This is a genomic window from Microlunatus aurantiacus (assembly GCF_039536605.1).
GTDB lineage: Bacteria > Actinomycetota > Actinomycetes > Propionibacteriales > Propionibacteriaceae > Microlunatus > Microlunatus aurantiacus.
The window spans coordinates 663586-677723 of record NZ_BAAAYX010000002.1 but is presented as its reverse complement, the minus strand read 5'-3'; the positions used below and the strand labels follow the sequence as shown (position 1 = coordinate 677723).

Here is a 14138-nt window from a genome sequence, read left to right as displayed (position 1 = left end):
AAGGCGGCCAGGTCCGCCTGGGACCGTGCACGCTCGGAACGGGCTCACGCGTGAGCCCGGGCAATCTTACGGTCGGCCCGAAACCGGTCCAAATCGCCGACCACGGCTCTTCGGTCCATCTCCCGAGTGGCGCGTCCTTGCCGGGGCACCCGTCCGGCCGGACGGCGGCCTTGCGCCGGGTGCGCCAGAGGCCCCGCGAGTGCCGCGGACGACCGGCGAGACGGAGGTGGAGCGGGTGACGAGAATCGAACTCGCATGACCAGCTTGGAAGGCTGGGGCTCTACCATTGAGCTACACCCGCAGGGACGGACCGGCGCTCAGGATAACCGACCTGGCCGGTGACCGACGTCGGGGCGACAGGACTCGAACCTGCGGTCTCCTGCTCCCAAAGCAGGCGCGCTAGCCACTACGCTACGCCCCGCACTACCCGCCCGGTGCCGACCAAGCGGACAGTCGTGACGAGATGCCCGATGAGTGTATGGGCTCCTCGGACCTTCGCCAACTGGGTAGGTCCCGGCCACCGCCGGGCACCGACCGGCTCGACCGTCCGCGCCGGTCGAGGGCGGCGGACCGACCGGGGGTCTCACTCCCCCGTCTGGCCGTCGACCGCCTGCCGGAGCAGGTCGGCGTGACCGTTGTGCCGCGCGTACTCCTCGATCAGGTGGACCAGGATCCACCGCAGGCTCGGTGCCCGGCCGTCGTCCCAGGCACGGGCCGCGAGCTGGTCGAGCCCGCCGTTCGCCGCCGCGGCGGCGAGATCGCGTCGGGACTGGTCCACCGTGGCCGTCCAGAGCGCCCGCAGCTCCTCCGGTGAGTCCTCGGCGGCGCTGTGCCAGTCCCAGTCCCGGTCGGCGTCCCAGTCCACGCCGGCCCACACAGCCGCCGGGGGACGACCGAGCAGGCAGCAGCCGAACCAGTCGTCCTCGACCAGCGCCAGGTGCTTGAGGATGCCGCCGAGCGTCATGTCGGTCGCACCGGTGGTGGCGGCCAGCCCCGCGGCATCGAGCCCGGCGGTCTTCCACGCCAGCGTGCCCCGGTGGTAGTCCAGGAAGCCGACCAGGGTGGACATCTCGTCCCCGGCCAGCGGCGGCTCTGCTCGCCCCTGCTCGTCGGTGCGCCCCTGCTCGCCGGTGTCGGTCATCGCGTCACTCCTGCGTCGAGTCCCGGGCCCCGGCCCACAGGTCGACCCCGGAGTCGACCGCGTGCTCGTCGATCGCCGCGAGCTCGTCGTCGGTGAAGTCCAGTCGGTCGGCGGCGGCGACGTTGTCCTCCAGCTGCCGCACGCTGCTGGCCCCGATGAGGGTCGAGGTCATGGTGTCCCGGCGCAGCACCCAGGCCAGGGCCAGCTGGGCCAGTGACTGACCGCGGCCCCGGGCGATCTCGTTCAGGGCCCGGATCCGGGCGAGGTTCTCGTCGTTGATCATCTCCGTGGACAACGACTTGCCCGCCGCCGCCCGGGAGTCGTCCGGGATCCCTTCGAGGTAGCGGTCGGTGAGCAGGCCCTGGGCCAGCGCGGTGAACGCGATGCAGCCGATGCCCTCGGTGTCGAGCACGTCCAGCAGGTCGGACTCGATCCAGCGGTTGAACATCGAGTACGACGGCTGGTGGATGGTCAACGGGGTGCCGAGGTCGCGCAGCAGGGTCGCCGCCCGGGCGGTGTCCTGGCCGGAGTAGGACGAGACGCCGACGTAGAGGGCCTTGCCGGACCGGACGATGGCGTCCAGCGCCGCCGCCGTCTCCTCCAGCGGCGTGTCGGGATCCGGGCGGTGGTGGTAGAAGATGTCGACGTAGTCGACCCCCAACCGCCGCAGGGACTGGTCCAGGCTGGCCGTCAGGTACTTCCGGGACCCGCCGTTGCCGTACGGACCCGGCCACATGTCCCAACCGGCCTTGCTGGAGATGACCAGCTCGTCCCGGTGCGCGGCGAAGTCCTCGCCCAGGATGCGACCGACGTTGGTCTCGGCCGAGCCGTACGGCGGTCCGTAGTTGTTGGCCAGGTCGAAGTGGGTGACCCCGAGGTCGAAGGCCCGTCGCATGATCGCGCGCTGGGTCTCGATCGGCTTGTCGTCGCCGAAGTTGTGCCAGAACCCCAGGGAGACGGCGGGCAGCTGGAGCCCGGAACGGCCGCAGCGGCGGTAGGGCTGGACGTCGTAGCGGTTCTCGGCGGCGTGGAAGGACATGGCTGGGACCCTAGTGGCTACGGCCGACACTCCGTCAGGTCGGCTCCGGCACCCGGCCCCCAGCACGCCCGGAACGCCGCGAGGCGGCGGTTTCCGCCGCCGGGGGGTCAGCCCGGTGACAGCGCGTCGTCGGGCAGCGGCGGGTGACCGGGCGGGTGCGCCACCGGACCGGCCAGCAGCGGGTCCGCGGTGCGCTCCATCCAGGCCCACAGCCGGGCGCGCAGGTCGGTCAGCACGTCGGCGTACGCCGGGTCGTCGACGAGGTTGACCTGCTCGAGCGGGTCGAGCACCAGGTCGTGCAGCCGCTCGCCCGCGACGGGACGGTCGGCCCAGCCTGCGCCGACCCACAGGTCCTTGCTGTGGGAGTCGTCCACGTTGGCCAGCCGGGGGCGGTGCCAGTCGGAGAAGTCGCGCAGGTAGGACCAGCGTCGACTGCGTACGCACCGCTGGGGTTGGTAGCTCACGTGGTGGGTGGACTCGCTGAACACCACCTCGTTCACCTCCCGACCGTCGCGCACGACCGGCAGCAGCGACCGCCCCTGCAGCCAGGCCGGCGGCGGGATCTGCAGCAGGTCGCAGAAGGTCGGGAACAGGTCGATCTGGGAGACCAGGGACTCGCAGAGCCGGCCGCCGGTGAAGCCCCCGGGGCCGCGCATGATCAACAGCACCCCGGTGCCGGCGTCGGTCAACGTGCCCTTCATCCCGGGCAGGGCGACCCCGTGGTCGGTGGTGATCACGACCAGGGTCGAGTCGCGCAGACCGGCGTCGTCGATGGCGTTCAGGATCTCCCCGTACGCGGAGTCGGCCACCAGGGCGGCGCTGCGGAAGCTGGCGGTGTCGGAGCGGGTCTCCGGCGTGGACGGCAGACCGGGCGGTGGGGCGACGTAGGACTCGTCCGCGCCCGGGTAGCCGAAGGTGCCGCCCCCGTCGGGCATGGTGTGGGTCTCGAACAGCCCCACCGACAAGAAGAACCGTCGGTCGTGACCGCGGCCGAGGAACTGGAGCACGCCCGGCAGCAGCTCCGCGGCTCGCGGACCGGTGCTCGGCAACAGCTCGGCGTACCCGAGCGCGGTGTGGTCGAGCGGGTCGTTCACGTGCTGCTGACCCACCATGGCCGTGTGGTAGCCGGCACCCGCGAGGGTGTGGGCCAGGTGCTGCCCCGGGTCGGTCAGTCCGTGTCCCCGGTGTGCGAGACCGGTCATCCCCGCGCTGTGCGGGGCCTGCCCGGTGAGCAGCGCCGCCCGACTCGGCGAACACGTCGGGGCGGCCGAGAACGCCTGCCGGAACACCACGCCCTCCTCCGCGAACCGCTGCAGCCGCGGGGTCGGGACCGGCGCACCGTACGGGGACACGAACCGTCCGGTGTCGTGGGTGTGCAGGTAGACGATGTTCGGGCGCTCCGGCACACCCCCCGACATCATCGGGTCACGACTGCTGCGAGGTCCGGGCGATCGACGGTCCGGCCTTGACCGCCCGTGTCCGCGAGGCGCGGCGCTCCTCCTCCGGGACCACCGAGGTGGACAGCACGACCATCGAGTGCGGCTGGATGGAGTGCTTCGTCCGCGCCTTCCAGGGCTTGACGTCCGCCGGGTCGACCGCCCCGGTGTGGGTGTCCAGTCGCACCACCCAGTTGCTGCCGAAGGCCTTGCCCGGGAGGGTGAAGCTGATCGGCTCCATCCAGGCGTTGAACAGCAGCAGGAAGTGGTCGTCGCTGATGCTGCGACCCAGCGCGTCGAGCTCGGGGATCGCGTCACCGTTCAGGAAGACCATCAGGCTGCGTGCGAAACCGGAGTTCCAGTCGCCGTCGTCCATCTCGTGACCGTCGGGGCGGAACCACTCGATGTCGCCCAGCTCGCTCTTGCCGCCGTGCCGGGCGTCGCCGGCGAAGAAGCGCCGCCGCCGGAACACCGCGTGCTTGCGGCGCAGCGCGATCACACCCGAGGTGTAGTCGAGCAGGTCCTTCTGGTCGGCGTCCAGGTCCCAGTCGACCCAGGAGATCTCGTTGTCCTGGGCGTAGACGTTGTTGTTGCCGCCCTGGGTCCGGCCCAGCTCGTCACCGTGAGCGAGCATCGGCACACCCTGGCTGAGCATCAGCGTGGTGATGAGGTTGCGCTGCTGCCGCCACCGCATCGCGTTGATCTTGGGGTCGTCGGTCGGTCCCTCGACGCCGCAGTTCCAGGAGCGGTTGTGGCTCTCCCCGTCGTTGCCGTTCTCCCCGTTCGCGTCGTTGTGCTTCTCGTTGTACGACACGAGATCGCGCAGGGTGAAGCCGTCGTGGGCGATGACGAAGTTGATCGATGCGGTGGGTCGGCGGTCGGAGTGGTTGTAGAGGTCCGACGAACCGGTCAGTCGCGAGGCGAACTCCCCCAGACTGGCCGGCTCCCCCCGCCAGAAGTCGCGGACGGTGTCGCGGTACTTGCCGTTCCACTCCGTCCACAGGGGCGGGAAGTTGCCGACCTGGTAGCCGCCGTCACCCAGGTCCCAGGGCTCGGCGATCAGCTTGACCTGGGAGATCACCGGGTCCTGCTGGATGATGTCGAAGAACGCCGAGAGCTTGTCGACCTCGTGGAACTGTCGGGCCAGCGTCGCGGCCAGGTCGAACCGGAACCCGTCGACGTGCATCTCCTGGACCCAGTAGCGCAGCGAGTCCATGATCAGCTGCAGCACGTGCGGGCTGCGCATGAGCAGGCTGTTGCCGGTGCCCGTGGTGTCGTAGTAGTGCGACTTGTCCGCGTCGACCAGGCGGTAGTACATGGCGTTGTCGATGCCGCGGAAGGCGATGGTGGGGCCCATCTGGTTGCCTTCTGCGGTGTGGTTGTAGACCACGTCCAAGATCACTTCGATGTCGGCCTCGTGCAGCGCCTTGACCATGGCCTTGAACTCGGTGACCTGCTGACCCCGGGTCCCGGAGCCGGCGTAGGCGTTGTGCGGGGCGAGGAAGCCGATCGTGTTGTAGCCCCAGTAGTTCGACAGCCCCTTCTCCACCAGGTGCGAGTCGTTCACGAACTGGTGCACGGGCAGGAGCTCGACAGCTGTCACGCCGAGCTCCTTGAGGTGCTCGATGATCACCGGGTGGCCGATGCCGGCGTAGGTGCCCCGCACGTCGTCGGGCACCCCCGGATGGGTCATCGACAGGCCCTTGACGTGCATCTCGTAGATCACCGACTCGTGGTACTCGTGCATCGGCGGCCGGTCGTGTCCCCAGTCGAAGTAGGGGTTCACGACCACCGACAGCATCGTGTGCTCGCGGGAGTCGTCCTCGTTGAACTGACTGGGGTCGCCGAACCGGTAGGAGTACAGGGACTCGTCGCCGTCCACCATCCCGTCGATGGCCTTGGCGTACGGGTCCAGCAGCAGCTTGGCCGGGTTGCAGCGCTGCCCGTTGGCCGGGTCGTACGGTCCGTGCACCCGGTAGCCGTAGCGCTGGCCGGGCTGGACGCCGGCCAGGTAGGCGTGCCAGACGTAGCCGTCCACCTCGGTCAGCTCGATCCGGGTCTCCTGCCGGTCGTCGTCGAGCAGGCAGAGCTCGACCCGCTGTGCGGCCTCGGAGAACAGGGCGAAGTTGACTCCGCTCCCGTCGAAGGTGGAGCCCAGGGGATAGGGCTTACCGGGCCAGCTGTCCATCAGGGTCGTTCCTCTCAGTCTGTCGAGCGAACCATTCTTACCCGTGGCCACAGTGCCGCGAAACGGAGCCCGCTGAACTTACCAGCCGGTAGCGCCCACGGTCGCCGACCGCCGATCGCTGGGCGGCCGCGCGACAGAATGGGTCGGTGCGCTCCTCCGCGTCCGTGCTGCACCTCGACCTCGATGCGTTCTTCGCCGCGGTCGAGCAGCGGGACAAACCCTCGTTGCGGGGCAAGGCCGTGGTGGTCGGCGGGGTCGGCCAGCGTGGAGTGGTGGCGACCGCGTCGTACGAGGCACGGCGGTTCGGGGTCAGGTCGGCCATGCCCGCCCACGAGGCGCGCCGGCGGGCGTCGCACGCCGCTTTCCTCACCCCTCGGTTCGCGGCCTACCGCCGGGCCAGCGACCAGGTGATGGAGATCCTGCGGTCCCTGTCCCCCGCGGTGGAACCGCTGTCGCTGGACGAGGCGTTCGTCGACCTCGCCCAGGCCCGGGAGCCGGTCGAGCTGACCGACCCCGGCCTGCGCGCGCTGGTCGCCGAGCTCAAGGCGGCGGTCGGCGCGGCCACCGGCGGGCTGACCGCCTCCGTCGGGATCGGCAGCTCCAAGTTCATCGCCAAGCTGGCCACCGAGCTGGGCAAGCCCGACGGTCTGGTGGTGGTGGCCCCGGGTGCGGAGGTGCCGCTGATCGAACCCCTGGCCGTCAGCGTCATCCCCGGCGTGGGTCCGGTGACGCTGGAGAAGCTGCAGCGGATCGGTGTCCGGACGGTCGCCGACCTGCAGCAGGTGTCGGTCCTGGAACTGAGCCAGGTCCTGGGCAAGGCGCACGCCCAGGGGCTGGCCGACCTCGCGTACGCCCGGGACGACCGCCCGGTGGAGGCCGAACGCGAGACCAAGTCGATCTCGGTCGAGGACACCTTCGAGACCGACCTGGTCGACCGCCCCCGGCTGACCGCGATCTGCGAGCGGGACGCCCGGCAGGTGGTGACCCGGCTGCGGGCGGCGGGTCTGTTCGCCCGGACCGTGACGGTGAAGATCCGGCGCCACGACTTCTCCACCCAGACCAGGTCCACCACGCTGCGTTCGCCGACGGACTCCCCCGACGCCGTGGTCGGCCTGGCGCGGGGACTGCTGGACGGGATCGACCTGACCGGCGGCATCCGGTTGCTCGGCGTGGGGGTGGCCGGTCTCACCGATGCGCTGCAGGACCAGCTCTTCGAGCTCGACGGTCCCGGCGTCGCGACCGTCTCCGGCGTCGTGGCGGCCCAGGTCGCTGACGCTGACGGCGTCAGCGGGGACGCTGCCGGGGACGAGGAGGCCGATCCCTCGGTCGCCGATCTGCCGGAGCGCCCGGACCGGCGCTGGGGACCCGGTCTGGACGTCGATCACACCGAGTACGGGCGGGGCTGGATCTGGGGGTCCGGGCTGGGGCGGGTCACCGTCCGCTTCGAGACCTGGCGGACCGGACCCGGCCCGGTGCGCACCTTCGCCGCCGACGACCCGGCGCTGTCCCGGGCCGAGCCGTTGCCCTACCGCGCCGACGAGGCCGCGGAGCCGCCCGCGGCCGCCGCCACCAGCCCGCGGAAGAGCCCGTAGTCGTCGCCGTACTCCGGGTGCCACTGGACGGCCAGCCAGAACGGTCGATCGGGGTCCTCGATCGCCTCGATCGTGCCGTCGGCGGCCCGGGCCGAGACCTCGAACCCGGGATGGAGCGCCACCGACTGGTGGTGGGCGCAGTTCACCTGCGTCTCCTCCCCGATCAGCCGTCGCACCAGGGAGGCCGCCTCGGTGCGGATCGGGGTCCAGCCGAAAGCACCCGGCGCCGGAGCGTGCTCGGAGTGACCGACGACGTCGGGCAGGTGCTGCTCGAGGGTGCCGCCGCCGCGGACGGCCATCAGCTGGAGCCCGCGGCAGATGCCCAGCACCGGCCGGCCGGCCGCCTCGGCCGCGTCGAGCAGGGACCATTCCCAGGCGTCGCGGTCGTGACGTGGAGACTGGGTGCGCGGATGCGGCGCCGCCCCGTAGCGGGCCGGGTCGACGTCCGCACCGCCGGTCAGGATCAGGGCGTCCAGCCGGGCCATCACCTCGACCGCACCCAGGTTCTGGGGAGGCAGCAGCACGGCCACCCCGCCGGCCGCCTCGACCGACCGGGCGTAGGTGGCGTGCAGCACGTCGGCCGAGCTGTTCCAGGCACCGAACCGGGTCTGCTCCCGGTAGGTGGTGATGCCGATCAGCGGTCGCGCCGGGTGGGCGGGATTCCCTGTCATGGCGGCATTCTCGACCATCGAGGCCGGTGGAACCGTGCTCATCGCTGCTGGTCCGCGATCGTGCCGGGCTCCAGCCGCGAGCCCCCTGGCACCTGCGCGCCCGGGGCGATCCTGCAGTCGGCTCCCACCAGGGCGAGCCGCTCCGGGTCCAGGGCCCCCTCGGGGTTGACGGTGCCGACCTCGGCCCCGGTGCCGATCTCGGTGCCCCGGTCCACGATCGACCAGTCCACTGTCGCTCCGCTGTGGACGGTCACGTCGGCGAAGACGACGCTGTCGCGGACCTGGGCCCCCGCGTCGACGACCACCCCGGGGCCGAGCACGCTGTCGCGAACCGTCCCGGAGACCTCGCAGCCGTCGGCGATCATGCTGTCGACGACGATGCAGCCCCGGTGCAGCCGCGCCGGTGCGCGCCTCTCCACGGTGGTGGTGATCGGCCAGTCCGGGGAGAACAGACCGACCTCGCCGGCCAACAGCTCCCGGTGTGCCGCCAGGTACGCCTCGGGTCGACCGAGGTCGCGCCAGTAGCCGGGCATCGGGTAGCCGTACGTCCGGCCGCGCTCGATCATGGCGGGCAGCAGGTGCTCGCCGAAGTCGCCCAGGGCGCTACCGTCCTCCGGCTCGTTGTCGGCGCCGCTGTGCGCGCTGACGGACATCGCGCGGTGCAGCTGCTCGAGCACCTCGACCAGGGCCGCGGGGTGGTAGACGAAGACCTCGGTGGCCACCGTCGTGGCCGCCGGTTCCTCGGGCTTGTAGTCGACCCGACGGACGCTGCCGTCGTCCTCGATGATCATGACCGCGTGGTGGGTGGCGTCGGCCTGCGACACCTCGGTGGTCACCACCGTGCACTCCGCGCCCCGCGCCAGGTGCTCGGCGACGACCTCGGCGTAGTCCAACCGGTAGACGTGGTCGGCGCTGAGCACCAGCACCGCATCGGCGCCGAAGCGACGGATCGCGTCGCGGTTGCTCAACAGCTCCTCGGCGTTGCCGCTGACGAACCCATCCTCCGACGGCGGCCCGGCCTGCTGCGGCATGATCACCCGGAAGCCGCCGTGGTGGCGGTCCAGGTCCCACGGCTTGCCGTTGGCCATCGCGTCGCTGAGCCGTTGCCCCAGGTACTGGACCGAGACCCACACGTCGCTGATCCCCGAGTTCCGCAGGTTCGACAACGGCACGTCGATCAACCGGAACCCTCCCGCGTACGGCAGGGCCGGTTTGGGTGTCTCCCGGGTCAGCACGTCCATCCGGCTGCCGGCTCCACCCGCCTGCAGCAGGGCGAGGACGCGCGGGGCATGCGCGGGGCGGTGCTCGGGTCGGTGTCTCACTCGTCTCCTCGGTCACTGGGCACGGGACCACGCGCAGCGGCGCGGGCCCCCAGTCTGCCCAACGACCCCGCCCGCGGGCTCCTCACCTACCGTGGCGATCATGTCGGCCTGGGTGGGTGTGCTGGAGTTCGATCTGCTGCTGGGAGAGGTGTTCTCGCTGAAGCAGAAGCGATCGGTGATCCGACCGTTGATCGCCGAGCTCAAGCGCGCGTACGCCGTGAGCGTGGCCGAGGTCGACCACCAGGACCTGCACCGGCGCGCCGCGGTTGCGGTGGCCGTCGTCGCCGGCGACCCGGCCCACGTGACCGACGTCCTCGACACGATCGAGCGTCAGGTGAGCGGGCATCCCGAGTTCACCCTGGTCAGTGCCCACCGCCGGTTGCGCGGTCCGGAGGACTGATCCGGGGCCCGTCCGAGGACCCGTCCACGGCCCCTCCGGGGACTCGTCCGGTGCGGCCGGTCCGGGGAACCGATCCGTCGGAGCGGCCCCGCGCGTCGTACAGGGGTGCCGGGGACCCGTGCCCAGTAGCATGAGCGCAGGATCGACCCCCACCGGGGTCGCCAGCCGAAGGTCCCCGACAGCGAAGGCCAGCCGGACGTCGCGATGAAGATCTCCCTGTGCACGACCTGCATGGGCCGCGCGCACCACCTGAAGCAGACGCTCCCGCGCAACCTGGCCGACAGCGTCGACTGGGCCCGCCCCGACGCGGTGGAGTTCGTGGTCCTGGACTACAGCAGTCCCGACGACCTGGCCGAGTGGATCACGACCGACCCGGAGCTCCGGCCCTACCTCGAGGCCGGCATCTTGAAGTTCGCCCGGTCCGAGGGACACACCAGCTTCCGGCACAGCCACGCCAAGAACATGGCGCACGCCCTGGCCACCGGGGACTTCGTCTGCAACGTGGACGCCGACAACTTCCTCGGGTTCGGCTTCGTGCACTACCTGCGGGCGGTGTTCAGCCGTCGACCGAACGCCATCGTGGCCACAAACCGCCTGGACTCCCGGCTCAACCTCGGGGTGCACAAGGGCTCGATGGGTCGGATCGCCATGTCCAGGGCGAACTTCGCGCTGCTGGGCGGCTACGACGAGAGCGCCCGCTTCAAGGGATGGTCCGGGGAGGACTCCGACCTGCTCATCCGCGCGGTGCGGATGTTCATGCGGATCGTGTTCATCCGCGAGCGTCGCTTCCTGCGGGTGGTGCAGCACTCCGACCTGGACCGGGTGGTGCTGACCGAGTGCGAGGACGCGGCGGCCGACATCGCCAAGATCGAGTCCCTCGACGGCACGGCGATGCGCCCGATCCTGAAGTACGTGGTCGGTCGTGCCGTCGCTCCGCGGATCGCCAACCGAGGCACCCCGACCGGGGCCGGCACCGTCGAGTGGCACGGTCGGCGCCGGAGCGCCTGACCGAGCACACGAACCGCCGCGAGACCGGGCCGGTCAGCCGGTCGCGATCGAGGCCAGCACCCGCCGGACGGCGTCGGCGATCGCCTGCGGCTGGTCCAGCATGACGAGGTGCCGCGAGTCGGCGAGCACCGTCTGGTGTCCCCCGAGCAGATCCGCCAGCCGACGCTGGGCGTCGGCCGACCGCGGGCCCCCGCTCCGGCACGCCGTCAGCACCTCGACCGGGAGGCCGGTCGGCCAGGGACTGGTCACCCGGACCCTGGTCAGGTCGATGGCCTGTCGCCGGTAGGCCGCGGACTCCGCGATCACGCTGGCCACCGCGTCCGCCCGCGAGTAGGTGTCGAGGGACCGCGGATCCATCCGGTCCAGCAGTCGCCGCCGGCTCTGGGCGGTGACGGTGATCCGGTCCACGATCGGGCCCAGCGCCGCCAGCGGCGGAGCCTGCGCGGCCCGCTCCGCACCCCGGGCGAGCGCCAACCACGCGCCCTCGCCCACGGGTCGCCGGGGCGTCGTCTCCACGCTCCCGTCCACCAGGACGAGTCCGGCCACCAGGTCGGGTCGCCGACGGATCGTGGCCTCGGCGTGGAACGACGCCATCGAGTGGGCCACGAACACGCCGCCGGGGTGCTGCTCGGCCAGCTCGGTCAGGGTGGCCGTCTCCTCGGCCAGGGTGGGCAGGCGGTTCGGCCAGGGCGTACCGCCCAGACCGGGCCGGTCCAGGCGGACCAGCTCCCGCTCGGGCAGCAGTCGGACCACCGGGTCCCAGGCGTACGACGGCATCCCGCATCCGCTGATCAGGATCACCGGCGGACCGGCCCCCGGCTCCACGATCACGTTGACCGTCCGTCGTCCCAGCTCCTGGTGCCGTCCGGCCGGCTCGCCGGACCCCGGTCCGGTCCCGGCCCGATCAACCATGTCGGGGCACCAGGGAGAGCCAGGCGGCCGCGGTGCCGTCCAGCGGCGCCGCCGCGGTGCCGTCGGCGGCCGGTGGTGCGAGGCGGTCCAGCACCTCGAGGGTGGCCCGCTGCGCGAGCAGTCCGGGTGGCGCGCCCCAGGACCGGGTGACCGCGGACAGCCCGGGGTCACCGGCTCCCCGCTCGGGCAGCATCCGCAGCACCGCCACGAGGTGCGCGTGCTCGGCCACCGGCGGCGGGGCGAGCAGCCGGCCCGGCAGCCCACCGCCGAGAGCCGCCCCCAGCGCACGCACGTGGGCGAGCAGACGCGACTGCCTGGCCGGGTCATCCGGCAGCAGCGGTCGGACGGCGAGCAGCAGCTCGAGGTCGGCCGGTCGCGGCTCGCCGACCGGTCCACCCCGGCCGCCGTCCACGCGGGCCACGCGGGCCACAGCCAGCGCGAGCAGCGGGTTCAGCCGGTCCGGGTGGTCGCTGCCGCCGACGGCGAGCACCGTCCGCAGGACCGCGAGGCCGAGGCCGGGGGGTGGCGGCCCGGGCTCGGCCAGCAGCCGCGTCTCCAGCTCCAGGGCCGCCCCCAGGAGGTCCTCGTCCCCGGTGCGGCCGTGCTCGCCGAGCAGATAGAGCACCCAGAGCGGCGCCGCGCCAGCTGCCGAGCCCTCGGCGACGTCGTCCTGGAGCCTGGCGGCCAGCCGGTCGAGCGCGTCGGCGGCCTGCTCGGCGTCGGCCAGCCCGCCGGCGCCCAGCGCGGCCTGCAGGACGAGGGCGGTGGGGACGTCGTCCAGGGCGACCACGCCCGCCGGGGTGCGGCGCCCGGACAGGATCTGCGCCGCCCAGACGGCGAGCTGGTCGGCGAGCGGACGCACCCAGGTGAGGTCGAGCCGGACGTCGCCGTCGGCGGAGCGCAGCTCGATCCGGTGCCGGCCGGGCTCGTCGGCGACGACCTCACGGCCCGACCGATCGGGTTCCTCGACCAGGTCGACCTCCACCCCTTGGGGGACCACCAGGGCGGCATCGGGGTCCTCGGGCAGCAGCACGCCCTCCCCCGCCTCGTACGCGGTCCGCTCGACCAGCACGTCCCGGCCCGGACCGACCAGCACCGACCGGGGGGTGGCGTAAAGGTCCCAGCGCAGCTGGGCGACCCAGCGGCGGCCCGGAGCCAGCCGGAGCGGACCCAGCTCGAGGCCGTCGACCGTGACCCGGTCCACGGACCCGGCCGTCAGCCTGGCCGCCAGCACCGGGCCCTGACCGTCCTCGGCCTGCACGGCCCAGCAGAGGCGGGAACCGGCGGCGTGGGCGCTCACCCGGTGTCCCGGCGCCGGCCGCACGGTCAGCGGCAGCCTCTCCAGGTGGGCGTCGGTGGCGCCGGTGTTCACGATCAGCAGCCTGGTCGTCCACCCCGTGCTGAAGCCGTGCCGGAGGGTGAGCTCCAGACCGGCCAGCCGGCGTCGCACAGTGACCTCGTCGGCGTCGACTTCGATCGCCGGCTCGCCCCAGCCGTGGTCCGCCCGCTCGGAGACCAGGCCGTCACCGGTGTCGGCCTGGACTCGGTCCTGGTCGGTGACGAGGCCGGGGGCGAGATCCACCTCGGTGAGATAGCGGTGCTCCGGAGCACGCCGTGGCGCGACGGCCGTGAGGCGACCGCGCTCATCTGCCTCGATGACCAGTCGGCCGGCGTCGATCCTCATCCGCGCGGCGGTCGGATCGCTGGGTGACAGGCCATAGGCTCTTCACTATGACAGGTGCTCCTGCTCGGGGTGGCGACACCCGCGAGCTCTGGCCCCGCGACTTCGGTCGCGACGGAGTCTCCGGGCTCCTCACCCTGGACCGTGCGCTCCGGGCGCGCGACGTCTCCCATCCCGACGACGACGACGAGCGGATTGCTCTCGGCGTGCTGGAGAAGCTGCTGGCCCGGGTCGACGGGCGCCGCTGACCGACAGCTGGGATCGACGAGGCCCGTCCGGCGGCACCCGGTCAGCGACCGCCCTCGTACTGCGAGAGCAGGTCGATCCGACGCTGGTGACGGGGGTCTCCGCTGAACGGCGTCTCCAGGAAGCGCTCGACGAAGCCGGTCGCCTCCGCCGCGGTGTGCATCCGGGCCCCGATGGAGATCACGTTGGCGTCGTTGTGCTGGCGGCCCAGCGTGGCGGTCTCCTCGCTCCAGGCCAGCGCGCAGCGGACGCCGTCGACCTTGTTGGCGGCGATCGCCTCGCCGTTGCCCGACCCGCCGATCACGATGCCGAGCGACCCGGTCTCGGCCACCACGGCCTCGGCGGCGGGCAGGCAGTAGACCGGGTAGTCGTCCTGGGCGTCGTAGGCGGCGGCCCCGTGGTCGACGACGTCATGGCCCTTCGCGGTCAGCTCGGCGACCAGGTGCTGCTTGAGCTCGAAGCCGGCGTGGTCGCTGCCGATGTGTACACGCATGGGAGCAGT

Annotated in this window: 13 protein-coding genes and 2 tRNA genes; 4 read left to right on the top strand and 11 right to left on the bottom strand. The window is 72.1% G+C overall.

From position 1 onward, the window contains the following. Window positions 1–227: 227 nt before the first annotated feature. From ABD714_RS03320 to glgX, 6 genes are all read right to left on the bottom strand, one after another. Window positions 228–301: transfer RNA gene (locus ABD714_RS03320), tRNA-Gly, on the bottom strand. 47 nt (window positions 302–348) lie between these two features. After that, window positions 349–421 (bottom strand) — tRNA-Pro (locus ABD714_RS03315). Window positions 422–583: 162 nt separating this feature from the next. After that, a complete protein-coding gene (locus ABD714_RS03310) occupies window positions 584–1141 on the bottom strand; it encodes a DinB family protein (RefSeq protein ID WP_344810837.1) in 558 nt (185 codons plus the stop codon). Between the two features lie 4 nt (window positions 1142–1145). Beyond that, window positions 1146–2180, bottom strand: coding sequence for an L-glyceraldehyde 3-phosphate reductase (gene mgrA / locus ABD714_RS03305; RefSeq protein ID WP_344810836.1), 1035 nt, complete (start codon window positions 2178–2180; stop codon window positions 1146–1148). 107 nt (window positions 2181–2287) lie between these two features. Beyond that, on the bottom strand, window positions 2288–3586 hold the full coding sequence (locus tag ABD714_RS03300; RefSeq protein ID WP_344810835.1) for a sulfatase family protein: 1299 nt from the start codon (window positions 3584–3586) through the stop codon (window positions 2288–2290). 19 nt (window positions 3587–3605) lie between these two features. After that, the gene (glgX, locus tag ABD714_RS03295) at window positions 3606–5804 is read right to left on the bottom strand and encodes a glycogen debranching protein GlgX (protein WP_344810834.1); all 2199 of its coding nucleotides are present in this window, start codon (window positions 5802–5804) and stop codon (window positions 3606–3608) included. Window positions 5805–5950: 146 nt separating this feature from the next. Between glgX and ABD714_RS03290 the strand changes: the two genes are divergently transcribed. Next, window positions 5951–7396, top strand: coding sequence for a DNA polymerase IV (locus ABD714_RS03290; protein WP_344810833.1), 1446 nt, complete (start codon window positions 5951–5953; stop codon window positions 7394–7396). On the opposite strand, the gene ABD714_RS03285 is transcribed toward ABD714_RS03290, so the two are convergent. Continuing rightward, window positions 7330–8067, bottom strand: a complete 738-nt coding sequence (locus ABD714_RS03285) for a gamma-glutamyl-gamma-aminobutyrate hydrolase family protein (protein WP_344810832.1) — start codon at window positions 8065–8067, stop codon at window positions 7330–7332. The two genes, ABD714_RS03290 and ABD714_RS03285, sit on opposite strands and share 67 nt — an antisense overlap. A 38-nt stretch (window positions 8068–8105) precedes the next feature. Beyond that, the gene (locus ABD714_RS03280; protein WP_344810831.1) at window positions 8106–9389 is read right to left on the bottom strand and encodes a glucose-1-phosphate adenylyltransferase family protein; all 1284 of its coding nucleotides are present in this window, start codon (window positions 9387–9389) and stop codon (window positions 8106–8108) included. Window positions 9390–9489: 100 nt separating this feature from the next. Here ABD714_RS03280 and ABD714_RS03275 point away from each other — a divergent pair, with 100 nt between their 5' ends. Both ABD714_RS03275 and ABD714_RS03270 read left to right on the top strand, forming a co-directional pair. Continuing rightward, the gene (locus ABD714_RS03275) at window positions 9490–9789 is read left to right on the top strand and encodes a DUF503 domain-containing protein (RefSeq protein WP_344810830.1); all 300 of its coding nucleotides are present in this window, start codon (window positions 9490–9492) and stop codon (window positions 9787–9789) included. A gap of 204 nt (window positions 9790–9993) precedes the next feature. After that, window positions 9994–10797: a glycosyltransferase family A protein gene (locus ABD714_RS03270; RefSeq protein ID WP_344810829.1), complete on the top strand. Its 804-nt coding sequence runs from the start codon at window positions 9994–9996 to the stop codon at window positions 10795–10797. A gap of 33 nt (window positions 10798–10830) precedes the next feature. Here the strand turns inward: ABD714_RS03270 and ABD714_RS03265 are convergent, their stop codons facing one another. Both ABD714_RS03265 and ABD714_RS03260 read right to left on the bottom strand, forming a co-directional pair. Beyond that, entirely contained in the window at window positions 10831–11709 is an 879-nt protein-coding gene (locus ABD714_RS03265; protein ID WP_344810828.1) for an alpha/beta fold hydrolase, read from the bottom strand. Next, on the bottom strand, window positions 11702–13393 hold the full coding sequence (locus tag ABD714_RS03260; RefSeq protein WP_344810827.1) for a hypothetical protein: 1692 nt from the start codon (window positions 13391–13393) through the stop codon (window positions 11702–11704). The genes ABD714_RS03265 and ABD714_RS03260 overlap by 8 nt, the downstream gene beginning before the upstream one ends. 47 nt (window positions 13394–13440) lie before the next feature. Between ABD714_RS03260 and ABD714_RS03255 the strand changes: the two genes are divergently transcribed. Next, window positions 13441–13638 (top strand): hypothetical protein, encoded by a 198-nt coding sequence (locus ABD714_RS03255; RefSeq protein ID WP_344810826.1) that lies wholly within the window; start codon window positions 13441–13443, stop codon window positions 13636–13638. A 41-nt stretch (window positions 13639–13679) separates the two neighbouring features. On the opposite strand, the gene ABD714_RS03250 is transcribed toward ABD714_RS03255, so the two are convergent. Continuing rightward, window positions 13680–14129 carry a ribose-5-phosphate isomerase gene (locus ABD714_RS03250; RefSeq protein WP_344810825.1) on the bottom strand — a complete coding sequence of 150 codons (450 nt, stop codon included), beginning with the start codon at window positions 14127–14129 and terminating at the stop codon, window positions 13680–13682. Window positions 14130–14138: the final 9 nt, after the last annotated feature.

Excerpts from the sequence above, each read along its gene's own strand:
- ABD714_RS03250 (WP_344810825.1), bottom strand. The coding sequence starts at position 14,129 with ATGCGTGTACACATCGGCAGCGACCACGCCGGCTTCGAGCTCAAGCAG.
- ABD714_RS03265 (WP_344810828.1), bottom strand. The coding sequence starts at position 11,709 with ATGGTTGATCGGGCCGGGACCGGACCGGGGTCCGGCGAGCCGGCCGGA.
- ABD714_RS03260 (WP_344810827.1), bottom strand. The coding sequence starts at position 13,393 with ATGAGGATCGACGCCGGCCGACTGGTCATCGAGGCAGATGAGCGCGGT.
- ABD714_RS03285 (WP_344810832.1), bottom strand. The coding sequence starts at position 8,067 with ATGACAGGGAATCCCGCCCACCCGGCGCGACCGCTGATCGGCATCACC.
- mgrA (WP_344810836.1), bottom strand. The coding sequence starts at position 2,180 with ATGTCCTTCCACGCCGCCGAGAACCGCTACGACGTCCAGCCCTACCGC.
- ABD714_RS03255 (WP_344810826.1), top strand. The coding sequence starts at position 13,441 with ATGACAGGTGCTCCTGCTCGGGGTGGCGACACCCGCGAGCTCTGGCCC.
- glgX (WP_344810834.1), bottom strand. The coding sequence starts at position 5,804 with ATGGACAGCTGGCCCGGTAAGCCCTATCCCCTGGGCTCCACCTTCGAC.
- ABD714_RS03270 (WP_344810829.1), top strand. The coding sequence starts at position 9,994 with ATGAAGATCTCCCTGTGCACGACCTGCATGGGCCGCGCGCACCACCTG.
- ABD714_RS03275 (WP_344810830.1), top strand. The coding sequence starts at position 9,490 with ATGTCGGCCTGGGTGGGTGTGCTGGAGTTCGATCTGCTGCTGGGAGAG.
- ABD714_RS03310 (WP_344810837.1), bottom strand. The coding sequence starts at position 1,141 with ATGACCGACACCGGCGAGCAGGGGCGCACCGACGAGCAGGGGCGAGCA.